Genomic DNA, 21,822 nt, shown 5'->3' with positions numbered 1-21,822 from the left:
AGCACATCGTGGGTTCAGGCTTTTGACCCTGCATCATTAAAATAAATCAGGATTTTTTCATTTCTTTCCTTAAAAAGAACAAAAACCAGGTCAGCAATAAAATCCCTTTGAAAATGCTGGAAATGGTTATACTCCACCAGATACCGTTTAAGGCGAGTGACGTTGTGATCAGCAGCATCGCCAGAGGAATCCGCGCGGAGGTAAATATAATACTGATGACAGACGGCGGTACTGTACGGCCGTAGCCGGAAAATGCACCGGCTGTAGTGATCTCTACGCTCATAAAGAGTTGTGACACGCCGAGGATCATCAAATAGTCCACGCCCATTGGTATGACATCCGGTTCTGTGATAAAGATCCGGAAGATTGGTTCCGGGCAGAGAATCAGAAGCAGTGTGCAGAAGATTCCCCAGACCAGCACGATTCCCATGGCATGCGAATAGCCTTTGCGGATACGGTCGCGGTTTCCGGCACCGTGATTCTGCGCAATAAAAGAATTGACGGCAGCGGCAAAACCATCAGCAGTCATCCAGGAAATGGATTCAATCTGTGAACCAACTTTCTGCACAGCAACAGCCGCATCTCCATAGCCTGCAACCAGTCTTGCGATAATCATGGAAATGCCGGTAAACAGCATACTCTGGATGGAAGTCGGAAGGCCAATCTTTATAATAGAAGTAAGATAGTGCATGTTCGGTTTTCCGAAGAAATGTACTTCCGGGAAAATCAGAGTATCTTTCCTTGTAAATATAAGAAATGTCAGGGTTACGATCGCCTGTGCGATTACGGTTGCAACAGCAGCACCCATGATCCGCATAGCCGGAAATGGTCCGAGACCGAAAATAAGAACCGGATCCAGAATGATATTGACGATCAGACCGGATGTGGTAGCGAGAAAAGCAGCCTTGCTGTTTCCAAGTGCCGTAAAGATTCCGGTAAAGCTCTGATTCATAAAGGAAAATACAACCAGACCACAAGTGATCTGGAGATAGATTTTCGCATCGGCGATAACCTGTGGACTGTTCAGATTGAAAAAACCGATTAATGGTGTTGCGGACAACATGCAGACAATACCAAAAATAATGCCCGAAATGGCTGCAAAACGTAAAGTGTTTGCGATATATCCGGCAGCTTCTTTGCGGCTACCGCTCCCCAGTGAGTAGCCTGTATTTACCTGACCACCCATTTTAGACAGTGAAGCCAGCCCGTTGGAAAGCCACATATACATACCTGCTGCGCCGACTGCGGCTACAGCGTTGCTCCCCAGCCTTCCTATCCAGATCATGTCAGTCAGGTTGTACGCCATTTGGATAAGTGAAGTTGCCATGATCGGAAGTGCCAGCTTCGTAAGTGCCGGCAGCACAGGCCCATGGAGCATATCAATGTTCTTTTTCATTTAGTTTTCCCCCAAATATTATTAATTGTATAAATTATTGATCTTATGTTAAAATAAGAGCTCAACAGAAAATATTATACTGAGAATATTATACTATAAGATGCTTCCAGGGTCAAAAGACTGAAAATCACGATGTGCTTGCACACGAGTGGAGTTTTTTTAACCTTGACACCATAAGATAGTATTGAGATCGAAAGATGAAGAAAACAGCATATTGTTTATAAAAAAGGTTGACACACACGGGGTTGTGTAATATAATAATGCAGTATGACAAAAGGAGAAACAGTAAAGCACCAAAGCCCCGGAGCTTTATTGATTTCAATATATTTATCATGAAAGTGTTAATGAAAAAGTTAATGATTCACAGGAGGGAAACCAATGAAAACTTATATGGCTAATCCAGATAAGATTGAAAGAAAATGGTACGTAGTTGACGCTGCTGGATGTACATTAGGACGTCTGTCATCAGAAGTAGCTAAAGTTTTAAGAGGTAAGAATAAACCAGAATTTACACCACACGTAGACACAGGTGATTACGTAGTAGTTGTAAATGCTGAGAAGGTAAAAGTAACAGGAAAGAAACTGGATCAGAAAGTATATTATAATCACTCTGATTATGTAGGAGGAATGAAAGAGACTACATTAAAAGAGATGATGGCTAAGAAACCTGAGAAAGTTATCGAACTGGCTGTAAAAGGAATGCTTCCGAAAGGACCTTTAGGAAGAGCAATGATCAAGAAACTTCATGTATACGCTGGACCGGAGCACAAACAGGAAGCTCAGAAACCAGTTGAACTGAAATTCTAAGGAAAGGTTGAAAGGAGGATATTACAGTGGCTAAGGCAAAATTCTACGGAACAGGAAGAAGAAAAAAATCTATCGCAAGAGTATATTTAGTACCTGGAACAGGTAACATTACAATTAATAAAAGAGATATTGACGAGTATCTTGGACTTGAAACATTAAAGGTTGTTGTACGTCAGCCGTTGGTTGCTACAGAGACTGAAGGAAAATTCGACGTTATCGTTAATGTTAAAGGTGGCGGATACACAGGACAGGCTGGAGCAATCCGTCATGGTATCGCAAGAGCACTTCTTGAGGCTGATGCTGATTACAGACCGGTACTTAAGAAAGCCGGATATTTAACACGTGATCCACGTATGAAAGAACGTAAGAAATACGGTCTCAAAGCAGCTCGTAGAGCACCACAGTTCTCTAAGAGATAATTCAAAACAGAACAAAGAATTTACAAAAAACCCTCAAAGCCTTGTGCTTTGGGGGTTTCTTTATACTTGAAATTTTTAAAGTTTTGCAAAAAGTGAGATATATTGAGCGGTGTACCAGTGCTCAAAAAATGGTAATACTTTATCAGAAATCCCCTGTCTTATCTTGCCGGAGGAAGAACAGAGTTTTTCAACGTAGGTGCATTTCCGACAGTTATGACATTCCTGCCATTTCTGTCGGCGGGAGGTAACTATATTGTCGTATGCTATGCAATGCTTGGGATTGTTTTAAGTGTCTATAAAAACAAAAATATTTACCCGAAGCATGTATGTATAGGAAACGAGAAGATGACAGTGTAAAAGTACTTCGTACATTTTGACTTCCTGCTTATAGCTCAGCATGGATATAACGGATAAGAATTGTCAGCATGTATTTCATATATGATTTTAAGCATGTAAGACAATATCTCCGTCTTCTGATTGAATGGATAAAGTTCCGTATCCATCCCTGCCATTCTGCTGGTAGATGCTTTTATCATCTTTTTCCTTTACTTTTCCGGAAAATGAAGAAGGAACAATGATTTCACCGTCGTTCGTTTCAAGTTTCAGGGAAAGTGGCTTCAATACATCTGCTGCACGATAGAAAAGTACATCTCCATCTTTGCATGTGATTGCCGTATTTCCGGAATAGGTAGTAGCGGTACTAAGAACATCTCCGTCATTAGAAGTTAGTAGTGTATTGCGTAGTGCACAGTTCTTGAAAATAATATCGCCATCATCGACATGGATAATACCTTGGCTGGTTCTAAGATTGTTAAGGAGCAGATTACCATCATTGTTTTCCAGTGTAATCTGGTCAAAAGCAGCATTTTTCGGAATATATAAAGTTACCATATCTTCATCGGATACCGCTTCTTTTTCATCATCGTTTCCGAAAAGGCAGATCAGAAAGTTAAGGTCAATATGAAACCAGGTATGCTTTTTCAAATTACGCTCACGGATTTTTAAAGTGTTTCCGGACTGTGACCAGGTAATTGGAGTGGTGCTTTTCGTTTTAGATGTCTTAGTATTTTTATATGAAAGAGCATAGGTATTATCTTTTGAATAGCGCACTTGCAGATTCAAGGAATCCAGAGATACATCCAAGTTTTTATATGGAGAAAGTTCTTCTGTAACTAATTTCTGAACTTTTGCTGCACTTTTATCGGAATTATTAAAACTGCCAAGATCAGTGGATGTCAGATATTGGATACCACCTGCAAATAGACCGAAGATTAGAAGAAAAAATCCAAGTATAGTGCAGACTGTGCCAGTGATGAGTGTAATTTTTTTCCAGTTTTTCATAATTTATCGACTCTCCTTTCCTGTAGTTCCAATAGTATTGGAAAGATTCTGACGATGACTGGTTCTGTTAGTCAGATGTCTGGCAAGTTTTACAAAAAGTCTGGCTGCCAGGCGACACAGCCAGTAGATAAATAAAGCAGACAGGATGCTGACACCCAGTATAAGCAGCCCACTTCCGGCAACGACGGCAAATCCGGCAGAAGAAAATGGAATCGCCAGAATTCCCCGGATGGCAATGACAACACCTGCAATAATTCCGCAGAATACAAGCAGAAATCCACAGAAAAGCAAAAGTGCAAGGCAGAGGAAGATGCAGAAGATAACAACTGCGGCAGCTACAAGCAATGGTCCCCCGATTGGTGCTGCAAGGAGTGCAAGACATGCAATCCAGATAATATGTGAATTTTTTCGTTTCTTTGGTAACTCTGATGTTGTGTTATATGCATTTGGTGAGGGCGCAGAAGTGTGATAAGCATTTGTTTTCTTGTCTAAGAGATTGCCGATCAGATCTCTTGCTGCCTGCTTTGGCGTGCCGAGTTCTTCCATTAATTTCTGTGCACCTTCATCGTCTGTTTCTTCAAAGTATTCAGTGAAATATTCCATGGCATCTTCATAATCTTCGCGTGGAAGTTTCTTCAGATATTTATGCAGTTGATCCAGGTATTCTTTCTTTGTTGTGATACTCAATGTCTGATTCTCCCTTCTATAATTCCATCAATAGTATCCCGGTAAGCGTTCCATTCTGTATGCAGATAATTCATCTGTTCTTTGCCGGAAGGAGTGATGGAGTAATATTTTCTCTTTCTTCCCTGAAATTCCTGTGAATAAGTTGTGACGTAGCCGGCTTTTTCCATGCGTTTCAGGATTGGATATAAGGTTGATTCCTTAATATCAGCGACCAGTTTGATCGTCTGGCTGATTTCGTATCCGTAAGAGTCCCTGGAATCTACGATTGTAAGGATCAGATATTCGATCAGCAGAGCGGATACTGGAAAGTAATACATTGCAATACCTCCTTGTAATATTGGGGGGTACAAAAGTCTTCCAGTTACTTATGTGCAGGCACATATGAATGTAAGACTTTTGTAACCTGATATCATATATAAAAATTATATATATAAATTATATATATATCATAAAGCGACAGAAATGGGATGTCAATAGCATATATAAAAAAAATATATATTGTTCCAGATGAAAAATAATATGTAAATCTGTACAGGATAAAAAAATTGCGCTATAATAAGTTGTCAAAATAAGGCAGTCGTGGTCGGCTGCCTATTATATAGCAAAAAGGAGACTAAAGAAATGAAAGAAGTAGAAAACAAAGGAGCGGAGTATGACTTCTATGGGAAGCTTCCGCTGGGAAAAGCGATTCTCCTTGGTCTGCAGCATGTATTTGCAATGTTTGTAGGTAACTTGACACCGGTTCTTATTATTACAGGAGCCTGTGGAATTGCCTCCGGAACAGAATTTGCAGACGTTCAGATTGCGCTTTTACAGAATGCGATGTTGATCGCGGGTGTTGTAACGTTGATTCAGCTTTATGCGATTGGACCGATTGGTGGAAAAGTTCCGATCATCATGGGAACCAGTTCCGGATTTATCGGAGTCTGCAGCAGTGTTGCCAGTGTGATGGGCGGAGGTGTCTTAGGATATGGTGCCATTATGGGGGCTTCTGTGATCGGCGGACTTTTTGAGAGTGTGCTTGGATTTTTATTAAAGCCGCTTCGTAAGTTTTTCCCGGCAGTTGTAACCGGTACAGTTGTATTGTCTATTGGACTTTCGCTTATAGGTGTTGGTGTGAATTCGTTTGGCGGTGGAAATTCAGCAAAAGATTTTGGCTCTGTAGAAAATCTGCTCCTTGGTCTGGTTGTACTGATTGTGATTATTGTTTTAAAACATGGTACAAAAGGAATGACCAGTGCATCTTCTATTTTAATAGGTATTATTGTGGGTTATATCATTGCAGCAATTATGGGCGTGGTACTTCCGACGACAGGTATCGATGCGGATGGTGTGGAGTATACAAAAGCATGGGTATTAAACTGGGATAAAGTTGCACAGGCAAGCTGGTTTGCAGTTCCGAAAATTATGCCGATAAAAATTGTATTTGACGCAAGAGCGATTGTCCCTGTTATGATCATGTTTATTGTAACTGCTGTAGAGACAGTAGGAGATATCTCCGGTGTAATCGAAGGTGGTATGAGCAGAGAGGCAACAGATTCTGAACTTTCCGGTGGCGTTGTCTGTGACGGAATCGGATCTACACTTGCTGCATTATTCGGTGTACTGCCGAATACATCGTTCAGCCAGAATGTAGGACTTGTAACGATGACGAAGATCGTGAACCGTTTCGCGCTCGCTACAGGAGCGATTTTCCTGATCCTGTGCGGATTGTTCCCGAAACTGGCTGCACTGATTTCTATTATGCCACAGAGCGTTCTTGGTGGAGCAGCGGTTATGATGTTCTCTTCTATTGTAATCAGTGGTATACAGTTGATCACAAAAGAAAAGATGACGATGAGAAGTATTACAATCGTATCCGTAGCGCTTGGACTTGGATATGGTATTGGCGCGAACAGCGCTGTTTTATCCGGATTACCGGAAGGAATCCAGCTTATTTTCGGAGGCTCCGGTATTGTGCCGGCAGCACTTGTTGCAATTATTTTAAATATTGCATTGCCGAAAGATGAAGAAGCAAAGCCGGATGCAGAAGAATAACTATACATAAAAACAGACAGACAAATAAAAAATGAAATGGGCAATCCCCTTGTTCACTGGATAACAGAAGAAACGAGGGGATTTTCTATGTAAAAACAGAAAAAGATAGTGTATAATTAAGTGAAAAAAGAAAGTATGTCCACTAAACAGGAGGTTTTACAGATGTTGCGAATAAAAGAATATGTAAAAGCAGCCAGTCTGGAAGAAGCGTATGAACTGAATCAGAAGCGCAGCAACCGGGTGCTTGGCGGAATGCTCTGGATGCGGATGAGTGATGTGCAGGTGCAAAAAGCGATCGATCTGTCCGGACTCGGACTGGATACGATAGAAGAGACAGATACAGAATTTATTATTGGAGCGATGGTGACGCTCCGTGAACTGGAACTTCACAGTGCGGTGAATGATTATTTTGAAAATGCGATCCGGGATGCAGTGCAGGATATCGTAGGAGTACAGTTCCGGAATCTAGCAACCGTCGGAGGAAGCGTATTTGGAAGATTTGGTTTTTCCGATGTACTGACCGTATTGTTGTCTCTGCATACATCTGTAGAGCTTTATAAAGGCGGGATTGTTCCGTTGGAAGAATTTGCACAGATGAAACGTGATAATGATATTCTTGTTAATGTCCGTATTGCAAAGACGCCGGGACATTTTGCTTATCTGACACATCGGAATACGAAGACTGATTTTCCGGTTCTTGCGGTTTCCGCTTCAAAGACCGGGGAAGAGATCCGTGTGGCAGTCGGAGCAAGACCGATGAAAGCCGAGCTTTTTGGAGCCGGAGATTTAAGTGAAGAGTCAGCAAAGAAACTGGCAGCGCAGGTGAAGACAGACAGCAATATGCGTGCATCGGCGAAATTCCGTTCGCATCTGGCAGAGGTGTTGATCACACGATGCTTTGACAAGATAAAAGACGTAGAAAAGGAGGAAAAGTAGGATGCTCATCAGTATCATGTTAAATGGAAAAAAAGTGGTTGATGATATCAGCCCGGATATGACGCTTTTCAAATTTCTGCGTGCGCATGGATGCTACAGTGTCAAATGTGGCTGTGAGACAACGAACTGTGGCTTGTGTACTGTATTTTTAGACGAGAAACCGGTACTGTCCTGTGCTGTTCTGGCTGCAAGAGCGGATGGACATAAAGTGGAGACAATGGAAGGACTTCAGAAAGAGGCAGAAGAGTTTGGAAGATTTATTGCCGATCAGGGAGCAGAACAATGTGGTTTCTGTAATCCGGGCATGATCATGAATGCAATCGCCCTGTTCCGGGAGAAAGAAGAACCGACAGACGAAGAAATCAAACAGTATCTGGCAGGAAACCTCTGCCGCTGTTCCGGATATGAAGGACAGCTCCGGGGAATCCATGCATTTATGGAATATCGGAAAAATGGAGGTGCGACATGCGGGAAGTAGGAAAAAGAGTACGCAAAAAAGATGCAATGGCGCTGGTGACCGGTCAGCCGGTATATACCGATGATCTTGCGCCAAAGGAATGTCTCATTGTCAAAGTTCTGAGAAGTCCGCACGCTAATGCAATCGTAGAAGAAGTCAATAAAACGGTCGCACTAAAAGTTCCGGGTGTTGAAGCTATTTATACATGGGAGGATGTCCCGAAAGAACGTTTTGCGCAGGCGGGGCAGACGTATCCGGAGTGGAGTCCGTATGATCGGCTCATTTTGGATCGGCATGTACGTTTTGTCGGAGATCCGGTTGCAATCGTGGCTGGTGAGGACGAGGCATGCGTAGACCGTGCACTTAAGATGTTAAAAGTGAAATACAAAGTCCTTCCGGCAGTGCTGGATTATCATACTGCGAAGGACAACGAGACACTGGTGCATCCGGAGGACAGCTGGAAATCCCTGTATCCGGTTGGCGCAGACAATAAGCGAAATTTATGTGCCCACATGGAGGAAGAAAAGGGAGATGTGGAAGGTACGTTTAAAGACTGTGATATCGTACTGGAACACACTTATCATGTTCCGGCAGTGAACCAGACGATGATGGAGACATTCCGGACAGCCTGCTATCTGGACACATATGGCAGACTGGTTGTACTGAGCTCAACCCAGATTGTTTTCCATCTGCGTCGTATTCTCGGAAATGCTCTGGGCATCCCGAAGAGTAAGATACGTGTTATAAAACCAAGAATTGGCGGCGGATTTGGTGCGAAACAGACATCAGTATCGGAAGTCTATCCGGCATTTGTAACGTGGATGACAAAGAAACCATCCAAGATGATCTACACAAGAGTGGAAAGTCAAATCGCAGGCTCACCGAGGCATGAGATGGATGTCACTGTGAGACTTGGAGCAGACAATGACGGGAAGATTCGTGTGATCGATATTTACAATCTGTCGAATACAGGAGCTTACGGTGACCACGGGCCAACGACAGCGGGGCTTACCGGACATAAGTCCATTCCAATGTATACCGGAAATCTGGAGGCATTCCGCCATACGTTTGATGTAGTTTATACGAATCAGCTTGCCGCGGGTGCATACCGCGGATACGGAGCAACACAGGGAATTTTTGCACTCGAATCCATGGTCAATGAACTGGCAGGAATTCTGAAACGTGATCCGGTAGAACTGCGTATGCAGAATATATTAAAACAGGGCATGAAAATGCCGGCTTATTTTGATGAGACTGCGGAGTCCTGCCGTCTGGATGAATGTCTTGTGAGAGCGGCAGATATGATCGGATGGAAAGATAAATATCCATGCCGGGACATGGGAAATGGAAAAGTCCGTTCTGTAGGAATTGCGATGGCAATGCAGGGATCTTGTATTTCCTTTGTCGATGTTGGATCGGCAACTGTAATGTTAAATGAAGATGGCAGCTACAAACTTTCCATTGCAGCGGCAGATATGGGAACCGGATGTGACACCATTCTTTCACAGATGGCAGCAGATGTACTGCATGTATCGACGGATGAGATTTTTGTGTCCGGTGCGGATACGGACAATTCTCCATATGATTCCGGATCTTATGCATCCAGTACGACTTATATTACCGGTCAGGCAGTTGTTAAGGCATGTACTGAGCTTGAGAGGAGAATCTGTAAGCTGGCTGCGCTCATGATGGAATGTGATGAAGAAGATGTCGAACTGGAAGGTCATCAGGTGCGCAATATAAAGACTGGAAGATCTGTGACGACAGAAGAAGTCGGGTTTAAAGCACAGAGTTTCAATGACTTTGCTTTACAGGTTACAGAAAGCCACACCTCGCCGGTATCTCCACCGCCATATATGGCAGGAGCAGTCGAGATCGAGCTGGATAAAGCAACCGGTCATGTGGAAGTTTTGGACTATGCGTCTGTCATCGACTGTGGAACGGTTGTGAATCCGAATCTTGCAACTGTTCAGGCAGAAGGCGGTCTTGGACAGGGAATCGGAATGACTCTTTATGAGAATATCCAATATACAGAAAAAGGTCAGATGATAAATAATTCCTTCATGCAGTATAAGATCCCGACAAGAAGAGATTACGGACCGTTACGTGTGGAATTCAGACCAAGCTATGAACCGACTGGACCATTTGGTGTAAAATCAATTGGAGAGATTGTAATCAATACTCCGGCACCGGCAATTGCGCATGCGATTTACAACGCAACCGGATGCTGGCACAGAGACCTTCCAATTACCAGTGAGAAAATTGCTATGGCACTTTTGGACGGAGAATAGAAAATGACTGGCGAAATATACAGTTTAGATGAAAATGGATGGAAATGGACAGACAGTCTCTGGAAAGCGTTGGAGACTGGAGCTGTATCGAATCCGATGGCCAGGATGTGGGAAAAAAAAAGGACAGGCATAGTCAGTGTTGTAGGAGCCGGAGGTAAGACAACTGTTATCCGGAGACTCCGGGAAGAGTGTCTTGCAGAAAAAATACCGCATATTGTGTCTACGACAACACATATGCAGACCGGACCGGAAGAATGTTTTGTGAAAGAAGCGGATCTGGAGCAGATAAAAAGTGTACTTGAAAAAAAAAGTACGGTGTGGATGGGAATCCCCATAAGTAAAGAGAAAATGGGGAGTTTTCCGTTGGATTTTCTTATAAATGTAGAAAACTTAAATGTTTGGATGTTTCTGGAGGCAGACGGAGCAAAATGTCTGCCGGTCAAAGCGCCGAGAGATACCGAACCGGTCATTTTAAAGGGAACAACTCATGTAATTAGTGTATATGGGCTGGATGGCATTGGGCAACAGATTCAAGAATGTTGCTGTCGTCCGGAGCATGTGGCGCAGATTCTTAATAAAAATACAGATGAGATACTTGAATGGAAGGATCTGGTAAAACTTGCATTAAGTCCGTGTGGCGGAAGAAAATCTGTGACCAATGAGATGGAATATCATATTATTTTGAATAAAGCAGATACTAAGGAACAGAAAAAACTGGCAAGGAAGATTGCAGAAGCAATCATAGAGCAGGCGCAAATGTCTGAGCGGGAAAGAGAATGTTCTGAGAATCAAGCACATTCTGTAGTAAAATCAGTTCATATTACCGACTGGTTATATAGTAAATAAAATCTATAGCAACAAAATAGTTTCTAATCAAAAGAAGGTATGCTGGAAATAAAAGATAGATCAGAAAATAAAGATTGAAAATAGAAATAAAGAGAGGAGGCAGCTATGAAAATTTTAATCAAAGGAGCGGGAGATCTGGCGACAGGTATAGCTGCCGCCTTTTTTAGAAAAGGGCATCAGGTTGTTATGACAGAGATCGAATGCCCGCTTACCGTGCGGCGGCAGGTGGCATTTTCCAGAACTGTCTATGAAAAACGTGCAGTTGTAGAAGAGATGGAAGCAGTTCTTGTAAAAGATGCAAGTCAGATGCAGCAGGCAGTCAGCAGCGGCAAAGTCGCAGTGATCGTTGATCCGGAAGCGAAGATTCGGGAAGTATATAAGCCGGATGTGTTAGTGGATGCGATTCTTGCAAAACGGAATACAGGAACGAAGAAGGGCGATGCCCCTTGCGTGATCGGGCTTGGCCCGGGATTCTGCGGAGGAAAAGACTGCTATGCGGCGCTTGAAACTATGCGTGGAGATACATTGGGAAAGATTCTGTATGACAGCACACCGATTCCGAATACCGGTGTACCCGGAGTTGTCGGCGGATACAGTATCGAGCGCCTCTTAAAAGCATCCGGGGATGGAAAGATAGAACCGAAGGCTAAGATCGGTGACATTGTGGAAAAAGGGCAGATTGTTGCATACACAGGTGGAAAACCGGTGTACGCCAGAGTGGCAGGCGTTGTCCGCGGTATGCTGCAGGCAGGTATAAATGTAAAGACGGGACTTAAGATTGGGGATGTAGATCCAAGAAAAGACATATCGCTTGTATATAAGATCTCGGACAAATCCAATCTGCTTGGAATGCAGGCATATAAAGTAGCCGAACAATATTTTTGCAGTCAGACAGGAATCGTTGTGCTGGCAGCAGGAAGATCCAGCAGATATGGAGAGAACAAGCTCCTGGCAGAGGTTGGAGGAAGTCCGATGTTCCGGCACATTTTTGAGGTGTTGAAAGAATTTCCGATGTGTGAAAAGGTTGTTTCCACAAGATTTCCACAGATCATGAAAGAGGCCAAAGAGCAAGGAATTGCCGTTGCGGAAAATAATCATCCGGAGTGGGGAATCGCTTACTCTCTGCAGTGTGGATTGAAGAAGTGTATGGAGCAAAAGCCGGATGTGAAGAAAATTCTATTCGTGGTAGGAGATCAACCGTATCTGACAGCGAAAACACTGCGAAGACTGATGGGTGTATCTGTACAGTATCCGGGAAAGATCATCTGCGCCGGCACGCATGGAAGACCGGGAAATCCGGTGCTGTGGGATCAGAAATATTTTCAGGAGCTTCTGAAATTAGAAGGGGACACAGGTGGCAGGCAGATTATGAAAAAATATCCGGATGAAGTTATAATCTGCGAAACAACGAAGAAAGAACTTCATGATATCGATCAGAAAACAGATATAGATTTAAGCGGACAGTAATCTGTCGCAGATAAAACGTCAGTTTCGGTAAAAGGTTATGCCGGTTCTGACGCTTTTTATTATATAAACAGGAAACTGCCAGATGATTTTCAAAAAATAATTATAAAAATTTCAAACTATTTTAGCGGAGATTTCGTATCTATAAGTGAACGGATAAGAAGGAAGTGATATTGCATGCAGTCGGACAACCATTTGATCCGTAAAATAAAGAAAAAACAGAACAAAGAAGCAGCAGGACTTCTGATTGAAAGATATTACCGAGAAATCTATGCCTATACCTATCGTCAGGTTGCTTGCAAAGAACTTGCCATGGATCTGACCCAGGAAATCTTTATTCTTGTACTGAAAGGAATACGGGCTTTTGATGAAAAGAAAGGCTCTTTCCGTACATGGATTTACCGGATCGCATCAAATAAGATTACCGATTATTACAGAAGTCTTGCATACAGGAAGAGTCAGCTGGAAGGACCCTATGGGCAGGAATATGAACATACCGGAGTAAGTCCGGATATCAGTTCACAGGTGCTCCGGCAGGAAACGATAAGAGAAGTGATGGCAGTTATTGTCCGTTACGATGAACCGTGGATACAGATCTTTCAGAAGCACTGCTTTGAAGAGCAGACGTTTGCAGAGATCGCAGAAGTACTGAAGTTGTCAGAAGGAACAGTGAAAACGCGATATTATAAAATGCTTGCACAGATTCGGAAGGAGGTAGCGGATAATGAATGATAAACAAAGATCGGAAGATCAGAAATGGAATGAATGGCTGGAAGAAAACTGCCGGATACAGGTTGAATATCCGGATATGGCAGAAATGGAACAGCAGAAAAACAGAATTTTGCAAAGCGCGCTTCCGGAGAAGGACAGTCTGTTTGAGCGGTTAAAGAAAATATATTATGGACCTGGACTGGGGATTATTTTTTATCGATGCACTCTGATCTGGGTAGTGATGATTTTACTTTATATAGGTGTCCTGGTTCTAAGTATTGGAACAAGAGATGCAAGGCAGACACAGATGGCGGTTGTGCTATTTGCATTTCCGGCAATGTATCTGGGCTTTTCGTTTCTGTCCTGCTGGGTAGATGAGCAGGAAGCAGTGACAGAACTTATAAATTCCATGCATTATTCCATGCATTACATTGTTGGACTCAGGATGTTTTATGCAAGTCTTGTCAGTGCTTTGATAAATTTAGGAACACTTTTGGTGCTTGATGGACAGGCAGATGCTATATTTTGGAAATTAAGCGCACTCGGAGTCAGTAGCATGTGCCTCTTTGCAGTCTTTGCATTGTATCTGTACCATCGCTTTTCATCGAGCTATGGAATTGGAGTCTTGCTTGTGCTGTGGGGAATCTTAGCTGTATTCAGTGCGTGGAGCAGATATGCATGGATCAAAATTCTGTTGACAGAGCTTCCGCTGGCAATTCATTTTGCAGTGGCAGCAGGCTTCTTTATATGTTTTGTGGTTTTAACAGGAAAGGTGGAGAAAGAAAATGTTACAGTTGTCGCACATCAGTAAAAATTATGGAAAATTCTGTGCAGTCCGCGATATTTCTCTCGAACTGGAGGATGGTCTCTACGGAATGCTTGCACCGAACGGAGCCGGAAAGACAACACTTATCAAGATGATCGTTACACTCTTATACCCAACGGAAGGTACAATCACATATGATGGAATAGAAATCCAGAAAATGGGAGAAAATTACCGGGATCTAATCGGTTATCTGCCACAGCAGTTCGGTTATTACAAAAATCAATCACCTGTGCAGTATTTAAATTATCTGGCAGCATTAAAAGCTGTACCGAAAGAAGGATTAAAAGAGAAAATAAAGGCGCTTCTGGAGCTGGTCGGGCTTAGTGAAAACGCAGATAAGAAAATGAAAAAATTCTCCGGTGGAATGATCCAACGTGTCGGAATCGCACAGGCATTGTTAAATGATCCGAAGATTCTTATTCTGGATGAGCCGACTGCCGGGCTTGATCCGAAAGAACGGGCAAGATTCCGTAATCTGATTTCGTCTCTGTCAAGGGATCGGATTGTGATTCTGTCTACACATATTGTGTCGGATATTGAATCGATTGCCAATCAGGTGATCATGATCAAGGATAAAAAGCTGTACCGGAAAGACACCGTAGCAAATATTTGCAGCGAGCTGGACGGCGAGATATTTGAATGTGCAGTTCCGGAGAAGGAATTTCCATTATTTGAAAAGCAGTATCTGGTGCTGGGAGCAAGACAGGAGCATGGCTATCTGAAAGTCCGCTATTATGATCCGGACGGCTCGTTTGCCAGGGCAGGAAAGCTTAAGGAAGAATGGAAACCGGTCTTGTGTGCCGCTAATCTGGAGGATGTATTCCTCGTAAGTTATGGCGATGAGAAGACGGAGGTGATACTGTGAGAATTTTAATACAGGAATGTAAAAAGATGTTATCTGTCCGTTTGTTGTTATTACTTGCGTTATTTACCGTGTTATTTTATAACATGTTTTTTGAACTGAATCTGTATCCGGCAGGTGGTCAGTGTACAGATTCGCCGTATGACATGCCCTATGCCGCTAAACTGATCCGTAAATATGGATCGACACTTCCGGTCACAGAGAAAGGAAAGATTGAAAAAGAAGTTGAAGATTTGAAAAAACAGTCAACAAAGCTGATCCGGGAAGATTCTGCCCTGATAAAGGCAGGAATTTCTGATTTTGATACGATGATGAAAGAGCGTGACCGGCTTACGGATTATACGGATGAACAGATGTCAGAAAAAGAACAGAAAGAAAAGGAAGCAATCATGGATTTCACGTCATTCGAGACAGAAGGAGAAAAGATCATGTTCCAGATCCAGTATGCGAATAGTCTGCTGGATGATTTTGCCTTAACTGACCGCCCGGAGGTCAATCTGTTAAGAAGTGGCGCATTATATATTTTGCAGACGGATATGAGCAAAATGCCGGTAATGATATTGATCTGTTATGCTGTTCTTCTGGTAGCTTATCATGTGAGGGAACGGATTCGCGGTGTGATGCCGCTCTATAGCACAACAAAAACGGGAAGGGAGATTTATCCGATCCAGTATCTTGGCGGATTCATCTGTTGCCTGATCATTGGAGTGCTGCAGCTTCTGGCATATACAATTGTGTGGTATGCAAAAGGCATGGGAATCTTCTGGCAGTGTCCGGCATGGGAGACAAGAGGTATAGAATGCTGGATTAAAGGTATCTCATTCGGACAGTATATGGGAATATATGAGATCCTTGTATTATTGTTCTGCATCGCAGCAATGGCATTAATTTATGGACTTGCAAGACTTGCACAGGGGTATATTACCGGAGTGGTATTGTCTATCCCCGGCTGTGTAATAACAGGCGCGGCAGGTTCTGTTATATTTGAAGGTTTGTGCAGTTCGTTCAACATGTTTTCCATGAAAATGTGGGAGTTATATGCTCTGACAGGGTGTGCCGTGCTTGCAGTGTTAGTCGTATACTTCAGACTCAGATGGGATGAAAAGAGGGATATTTTATGATAAACAGAGATAAGAAAGGGGGAAAAAATATCAGACTGACTTACCGGATCATATTTCTGGAATGTCAGAAAATATTCCGTAATCCGCTTGTCCTGCTTGTATTTCTTACTTTCCTTCTGATAAATATAGTTGTCGTGCAGAATGCATATGGTTCGCAGGATGACCAGAAATCGGTGCAGCGAATGCATCGTGTATTACAAGCGAAGGAACAGGGAAAAAAGAACAGTGACGTAGAAGTCTATAATGAATATAAGCAAGCTTATGGGAAGCTGTATGATAATCTGGATATGCTTAAAATTATGAAAATAAAAGAAAAGATGAGCCGTTACGAACCGACTGGAAAATATCAGAAGTTCATTGAGAATAATTATAAAAAACTGCAGAAGAGAACTGATGAAATTAAAGCAAGCGGCGCAGACCAGGCGGATTTTTATCCGGGAATTGTTTATTTTGTACATGGCACATTATTTGGAAAACTTGGAAAGAAACTGCTACTTGAAATTGTAGTACTTGTCTTTCTTTCGGTGTTGTATCTGATGGATTACGAACGGGTGCAGAAAACAGAAGATCAGGTATTCGTAACAAGATGTGGAAAAGATACATTGCATTTAAAAATGATCGGTGGTATTCTTAGCGGGCTGATATACAGTGCTTTGTTATTGCTTGCAAGCTATGGATGGTTTTTAGCAAAACTGCCGCTTAAGGGGCTGTGGAAGGTGCCGGTCTCTGCAAGCATGATGGCAGAACCAAGGTCTGGAATGCTTAATCCATTTGTGACATTCTGGAATGTGAATCTGCGTTCTTATCTGCTTCTGACGCTTGTAATGTTCCTGGCAATTGCACTTCTGGCGGGTGTACTGGCAGGTGCGGGATGGTATTGCCTGAAAAACAGTTATCTTGTATTTCTGGTTTTAAGTGTACTACTGATGGGTTCGGTGCAGGCTGCTCTGGTTCATACGACAACATTTCTGGATATCGTACTTGCCATATGTAATCCGGGAATACTGTGGATTACCTGCGGTGCCTGGTTCATGGAAAATGATCTTACGCTTTCGTTTGCGGGAAGTGAATTTTGCTGCCTTTTCGGATGTGGTATTCTGATTTTACTGCCGTATTTTATCGGGAAAAAAAGATTTCGGAAATGGGAACTGAAGTAGTTCGGAAAAAGAAATTGTGAAAAAGATTGTCTCCGTGCCCGGAAATGTCTATAATGTTTTCATAGGATAGAAGAGTGACAGGAAAATGACTGGAAAGGAGACAGACAATGGCGAACGGAACATATAAGAATATATTGGAAGAGCGCAATGCACAGATGATCGAACAGATGCGTGACAAGCAGGAAGTCGGGTGGAGCAATCCGGCATATTTACCATTTGATTTTGTGAATGGTGTCTGCGAACTGGTAGTATCGGACGCAGACATCGAAGATGCAAAAAAACGTCTGGAGAGATTTGCACCATTTATTATGAAAGAATTCCCGGAAACAAGGGAAACGGGAGGACTGATCGAATCTCCGTTAGTTGAGATCGACAAGATGCAGGAAGGCTTAAAGAAGGAATATACATGTGAGATACCGGGAAGACTGTTCCTGAAAAAAGACAGCCATCTCGCAATCGCTGGCTCTGTGAAAGCAAGAGGCGGTATTTATGAAGTATTAAAACATGCAGAAGATCTGGCACTGAAAAACGGAATGTTGAAAGAACAGGATTCTTATGAAGTCTTTGCAGATGAGAAGATGAAGGAGTTTCTGTCCGGATACACGGTTCAGGTCGGCTCTACCGGTAACCTTGGCATGTCTATTGGAATTATGAGTGCGGCGCTTGGCTTTCATGTGATCGTGCATATGTCGGCTGACGCAAAACAATGGAAGAAGGACCTCCTTCGCAGCAAAGGAGTGGAAGTTATTGAATATGAGCAGGATTATTCCAGAGCAGTTGAGGAAGGCCGGAAAAATTCAGATGCTGATCCAAAGAGTTATTTTGTAGATGATGAGAAATCGGTGAATCTGTTTCTGGGATATGCAGTGGCAGCAGGGCGGCTTAAGAAACAGTTTGAAGAGCAGGGAGTTGTTGTAGATGAAGAACATCCGTTGATTGTATATATACCGGCAGGTGTTGGCGGCGCTCCGGGTGGTGTGTCTTACGGGCTGAAACGTCTCTATGGAGATCTGGTACATTGTTTCTTTGTAGAGCCGGTAGAATGTCCGTCTGTAATGCTTGGAATTGCAACGCAGAAATTTGAGCATGCCAATGTGCGGGATTATGGAATGACAGGCAAAACAGAGGCGGATGGTCTTGCATGTGCCAGTCCGTCCAGCTTTGTGACAAGAATTATGACGAACTTGCTATCGGGGGGATTCACAGTCAATGACAGCAAACTGTATGATTTTCTAAGACTTCTCTACAAGACAGAAGAGGAGCAGATTGAGCCATCCAGCTGCGCAACTTTTATCGGACCAGTCCGTTTGCTTGAAGAAGAGGAGACAAAGGCATATTGTAAGAAGCATGCTTTAACGGAGAAAATACTTAAAAATGCGACACAGATCGTGTGGGCAACCGGTGGCAGACTTGTACCGGATGAGATACGGAAAGAATATTTAGAAAAATATTTATAGAAACATTTGTAAAAAAGTGTTGACATTTTAAAATTCGCATAATATAATGTTATTCGTGTCACGGAGAGTGATGCGGATAATGCGGGTGTAGTTCAATGGTAGAACACCAGCCTTCCAAGCTGGATACGTGGGTTCGATTCCCATCACCCGCTTTTTTGTATGTTAGTAATAAGATGCAAGAGGGGATTTTAGAAAAGCCGTATAGCTGCGCTTGTTAAAGCGCGGTTATGCGGCTTTTATGTTATAGCTACGAGGATCTTGATTTATAAATAAAAAAGCTGCCGGTGGCAGAGTAAAAAAGTTCTTTAAAAAGGGAGGATGCCGGGTGATCGCTTTTGCGATACCCGGCATGTATTATGAAAAAGTTTATTCAAAAGTTTAGTTGTTGTCTTTTCTTTGTATGTTTACATTATATGCAACACCTGTGAAGAAAACGTGTTGTATCAGTGAAAGAATTTTTAAAGAAAAGTGAACAAAATATGAACGTTCCAGAGCTATTTGCGATAAGCAAAAACAGGGAGCCCATCTTTGGTTGGAACCGTTACATCTCCCTGGATCAGCGGGCGTGCATAAGTAATAAATGCAGAACTGATATCTGATCCGTCACCGGTGATCCATTCGGTTGGAACTGCTTTTTCTTTATTACAGATATGATTTACATCGGCAGTGCCGTATGATAACTCATAAGGATGATCCTGACGGCGAATGAAAGTAATCATCTTACCGGTTTTGCCGGCAAGTGCAGCCTGAACGCCGTAAGTACCTGCACCGATTGCTTCTGTAAGATCGGCAGCAGAAAGCATGGAGCTGGAACAGCGCTGGCAGACATTCAGTTCGATGGAACGGACTTTTACACCGACTTTTTCTTTGACAAGATTTTCTAGGTATTTACCGGAACCGGTGAGCATCTTGTGTCCAAAGGTATCTACTCCGACATCGCTTGCATATTCACAGATAAAAGTACCTTTTCCATCGTTAATTCCTTCTGAAATGCAAACAACAAGGTTCGGTGTTGTTTTTAAAGCTTCTTTTACTTTTGCAATGAAAGCATCCGGATCAAAAGCAACTTCCGGCAGATAAATGAGAACCGGGTTATCGCCTTTAAATTTGCGGGCGAGAACGCTGGCAGCGGTCAGCCATCCGGCATGACGTCCCATGATTTCTACGATGGTAACAGACTGTTTATTGTCGTAAACAGAAGCATCTGCTGTAACTTCGCGGACAACAGAAGCAACGTATTTAGCGGCACTTCCATATCCGGGAGTGTGGTCAGTTTCTACGAGATCGTTATCAATTGTCTTCGGAACACCGATAAAACGGATCTTGCTGTTTGTTCCGGCAGCATAGCGGGAAAGCTTGCTTACGGTATCCATCGAATCATTTCCGCCAATGTAGAAGAAATATCCGATGTTTTTTTCTTCGAATCTGCGGAACAGTTCCGGATAAACAGGATCAGTTAAATCCTCCGGCAGTTTGTAGCGGCAGGAGCCAAGATAAGCTCCGGGTGTTGTCCTTACAAATTCAAGTTCTCTGTTTTCGGCAAGTGCATTCATATCCATGATGCGGTCGTTTAAGAAACCTTCGATTCCATTTATCATGCCATAGACGTGACTGATCTTGTCCGGATGTGCAAGTCCTTCGGTGACAACTCCGTAGAGACTTCCGTTGATAACGGCGGTTGGTCCGCCGGACTGTCCAACGATTATATTTTTCATATTTAATCCTCCATATTAAAATATTTTATTTCGGTTTGAACAAAAAACCCTGTATGACAATAATGCATACTACAGGTTCACTATAACGGAAAATAAAAATATTTACAATCCCAAAGAGAATCTTAAGAATAAATTTAACTGTTCTTTATTGGAAAATTGGGAAAAATAAGGTATACTGATTCGGGAAACGAAAGAAAGGAGAATACAATGAAGTATATTTCATTTGCAATTCCAAGTTATAATTCACAGGAATATATGGCAAAAGCAATTGAGAGCATTTTGCCGGGAAAAGAAGAAGTAGAGATTATTATTGTTAATGACGGATCTAAGGACAGAACATCTGAGATCGCACATGAATATATGGAAAAGTATCCGGACATTGTAAAGGTGGTAGACAAAGAGAATGGCGGACACGGAGACGCGGTGAATGCAGGTTTAAGTCATGCAACCGGAAAGTATTTTAAAGTAGTAGACAGCGATGACTGGGTAGATGAAGAAGCACTGCATAAGATCCTTGCACTTTTAAGAAATCTGGAAGAAGACGGTGAAGAGATTGATATGCTTATTTCCAACTATGTTTACGAGAAGGTTGGAGCAACGCATAAGAAAGTGATTCATTACAGAAATGTACTGCCACAGGATGAGATCTTCCACTGGGGGGATATCGGGCATTTCCATCTGGATCAGTATATCCTAATGCATTCGGTTATCTATCGTACAGATATGCTGAAGCTGATTCAGTTACATCTTCCGAAGCATACATTCTATGTAGATAATATTTATGTGTATTATCCACTTCCGCATGTGCGTAAAATATATTATCTGGATGTGGATTTCTACCGTTACTTTATTGGAAGAGACGATCAGTCAGTCAATGAGAAAGTAATGATTAAACGTCTGGATCAGCAGATTTTTGTTACAAAGGCAATGATCGATATGTACCAGTTAAAGGATATCGGCTGTAAGAAACTAAGATCTTATATGTTGAATTATCTTGCAATTATGATGACAGTTTCTTCTATTTTATGTATTCGTTCCAAAGATAAAGAGAATCTGGCGAAGAAAAAGGAACTCTGGCAGTATCTGCGAAGAAAGGATTTCCGTAGCTTTGTAAAAATCCGCTATGGAATTCTTGGACAGACAATGAACATTCCGGGAAGATCAGGAAGAAAGATTTCTTCTCTTGCATACAGCGTTGCAAGACGTCTGATTGGATTTAATTAAAATAGAAACCAGGTATAGTTTGGAACTGTATCTGGTTCTTTTTTGCTATTTAATATCGGAGGAAGAAA

20 protein-coding genes and 1 tRNA gene are annotated in these 21,822 nt (G+C 42.5%); 16 read left to right on the top strand and 5 right to left on the bottom strand.

The window, feature by feature from the left end; translation table 11 throughout:
- Positions 1–46 precede the first annotated feature (46 nt).
- Positions 47–1,396, bottom strand: a complete 1,350-nt coding sequence (locus tag H8S07_RS10365) for an MATE family efflux transporter (protein ID WP_186855964.1) — start codon at positions 1,394–1,396, stop codon at positions 47–49.
- Positions 1,397–1,774: 378 nt separating this feature from the next.
- Between H8S07_RS10365 and rplM the strand changes: the two genes are divergently transcribed.
- Both rplM and rpsI read left to right on the top strand, forming a co-directional pair.
- Positions 1,775–2,203 (top strand): 50S ribosomal protein L13, encoded by a 429-nt coding sequence (rplM, locus tag H8S07_RS10360; RefSeq protein WP_021860119.1) that lies wholly within the window; start codon positions 1,775–1,777, stop codon positions 2,201–2,203.
- A gap of 26 nt (positions 2,204–2,229) precedes the next feature.
- Entirely contained in the window at positions 2,230–2,622 is a 393-nt protein-coding gene (rpsI, locus tag H8S07_RS10355) for a 30S ribosomal protein S9 (protein ID WP_021860120.1), read from the top strand.
- 444 nt (positions 2,623–3,066) lie between these two features.
- On the opposite strand, the gene H8S07_RS10350 is transcribed toward rpsI, so the two are convergent.
- Genes H8S07_RS10350 through H8S07_RS10340 form a run of 3 tightly spaced genes read right to left on the bottom strand, consistent with a single transcriptional unit; the run spans position 3,067 to position 4,967 of the window.
- The gene (locus tag H8S07_RS10350; protein ID WP_118519489.1) at positions 3,067–3,963 is read right to left on the bottom strand and encodes a DUF4097 family beta strand repeat-containing protein; all 897 of its coding nucleotides are present in this window, start codon (positions 3,961–3,963) and stop codon (positions 3,067–3,069) included.
- Between the two features lie 3 nt (positions 3,964–3,966).
- Positions 3,967–4,650: a DUF1700 domain-containing protein gene (locus H8S07_RS10345; RefSeq protein WP_207722417.1), complete on the bottom strand. Its 684-nt coding sequence runs from the start codon at positions 4,648–4,650 to the stop codon at positions 3,967–3,969.
- Entirely contained in the window at positions 4,647–4,967 is a 321-nt protein-coding gene (locus H8S07_RS10340; protein ID WP_021860125.1) for a PadR family transcriptional regulator, read from the bottom strand. The genes H8S07_RS10345 and H8S07_RS10340 overlap by 4 nt, the downstream gene beginning before the upstream one ends.
- A gap of 304 nt (positions 4,968–5,271) precedes the next feature.
- On the opposite strand from H8S07_RS10340, the gene H8S07_RS10335 reads away from it, so the two are divergent.
- The 13 genes from H8S07_RS10335 to H8S07_RS10275 all read left to right on the top strand — a co-directional run bounded on the left by H8S07_RS10335 (position 5,272) and on the right by H8S07_RS10275 (position 18,967).
- Positions 5,272–6,687 carry a uracil-xanthine permease family protein gene (locus H8S07_RS10335; protein ID WP_186855963.1) on the top strand — a complete coding sequence of 472 codons (1,416 nt, stop codon included), beginning with the start codon at positions 5,272–5,274 and terminating at the stop codon, positions 6,685–6,687.
- 162 nt (positions 6,688–6,849) lie between these two features.
- Complete coding sequence (locus tag H8S07_RS10330; protein ID WP_186855962.1) at positions 6,850–7,623, top strand: FAD binding domain-containing protein; 774 nt, start codon at positions 6,850–6,852, stop codon at positions 7,621–7,623.
- Between the two features lies 1 nt (position 7,624).
- On the top strand, positions 7,625–8,101 hold the full coding sequence (locus H8S07_RS10325; protein ID WP_021860128.1) for a (2Fe-2S)-binding protein: 477 nt from the start codon (positions 7,625–7,627) through the stop codon (positions 8,099–8,101).
- Entirely contained in the window at positions 8,089–10,371 is a 2,283-nt protein-coding gene (locus H8S07_RS10320; RefSeq protein WP_021860129.1) for a xanthine dehydrogenase family protein molybdopterin-binding subunit, read from the top strand. Before H8S07_RS10325 ends, H8S07_RS10320 begins: the two co-directional genes overlap by 13 nt.
- 3 nt (positions 10,372–10,374) lie before the next feature.
- The gene (gene yqeC / locus H8S07_RS10315; protein ID WP_021860130.1) at positions 10,375–11,217 is read left to right on the top strand and encodes a selenium cofactor biosynthesis protein YqeC; all 843 of its coding nucleotides are present in this window, start codon (positions 10,375–10,377) and stop codon (positions 11,215–11,217) included.
- Positions 11,218–11,322: 105 nt separating this feature from the next.
- Positions 11,323–12,684: a selenium-dependent molybdenum cofactor biosynthesis protein YqeB gene (gene yqeB, locus H8S07_RS10310; RefSeq protein ID WP_021860131.1), complete on the top strand. Its 1,362-nt coding sequence runs from the start codon at positions 11,323–11,325 to the stop codon at positions 12,682–12,684.
- Positions 12,685–12,858: 174 nt separating this feature from the next.
- Positions 12,859–13,413 carry an RNA polymerase sigma factor gene (locus tag H8S07_RS10305; RefSeq protein ID WP_021860132.1) on the top strand — a complete coding sequence of 185 codons (555 nt, stop codon included), beginning with the start codon at positions 12,859–12,861 and terminating at the stop codon, positions 13,411–13,413.
- Entirely contained in the window at positions 13,406–14,203 is a 798-nt protein-coding gene (locus tag H8S07_RS10300) for a hypothetical protein (RefSeq protein ID WP_186855961.1), read from the top strand. The genes H8S07_RS10305 and H8S07_RS10300 overlap by 8 nt, the downstream gene beginning before the upstream one ends.
- Complete coding sequence (locus H8S07_RS10295) at positions 14,178–15,083, top strand: ABC transporter ATP-binding protein (protein ID WP_021860134.1); 906 nt, start codon at positions 14,178–14,180, stop codon at positions 15,081–15,083. Before H8S07_RS10300 ends, H8S07_RS10295 begins: the two co-directional genes overlap by 26 nt.
- The gene (locus H8S07_RS10290; protein WP_186855960.1) at positions 15,080–16,201 is read left to right on the top strand and encodes a hypothetical protein; all 1,122 of its coding nucleotides are present in this window, start codon (positions 15,080–15,082) and stop codon (positions 16,199–16,201) included. The genes H8S07_RS10295 and H8S07_RS10290 overlap by 4 nt, the downstream gene beginning before the upstream one ends.
- Positions 16,198–17,358: a hypothetical protein gene (locus tag H8S07_RS10285; RefSeq protein WP_186855959.1), complete on the top strand. Its 1,161-nt coding sequence runs from the start codon at positions 16,198–16,200 to the stop codon at positions 17,356–17,358. The genes H8S07_RS10290 and H8S07_RS10285 overlap by 4 nt, the downstream gene beginning before the upstream one ends.
- Before the next feature lie 107 nt (positions 17,359–17,465).
- A complete protein-coding gene (locus H8S07_RS10280) occupies positions 17,466–18,815 on the top strand; it encodes a D-serine ammonia-lyase (protein ID WP_021860137.1) in 1,350 nt (449 codons plus the stop codon).
- Between the two features lie 81 nt (positions 18,816–18,896).
- A tRNA-Gly gene (locus H8S07_RS10275) sits at positions 18,897–18,967 on the top strand.
- 342 nt (positions 18,968–19,309) lie between these two features.
- Here H8S07_RS10275 and H8S07_RS10270 read toward each other — a convergent pair.
- On the bottom strand, positions 19,310–20,530 hold the full coding sequence (locus H8S07_RS10270; RefSeq protein WP_117536802.1) for a 6-phosphofructokinase: 1,221 nt from the start codon (positions 20,528–20,530) through the stop codon (positions 19,310–19,312).
- A 207-nt stretch (positions 20,531–20,737) separates the two neighbouring features.
- On the opposite strand from H8S07_RS10270, the gene H8S07_RS10265 reads away from it, so the two are divergent.
- Complete coding sequence (locus H8S07_RS10265; RefSeq protein WP_021860139.1) at positions 20,738–21,754, top strand: glycosyltransferase family 2 protein; 1,017 nt, start codon at positions 20,738–20,740, stop codon at positions 21,752–21,754.
- Positions 21,755–21,822 lie beyond the last annotated feature (68 nt).

The organism is Dorea hominis, assembly GCF_014287705.1.
GTDB classification, from domain to species: domain Bacteria; phylum Bacillota; class Clostridia; order Lachnospirales; family Lachnospiraceae; genus Dorea_D; species Dorea_D hominis.
The sequence above is the reverse complement of the archived record's forward strand: the minus strand, read 5'-3'. Positions and strand labels throughout refer to the sequence as shown.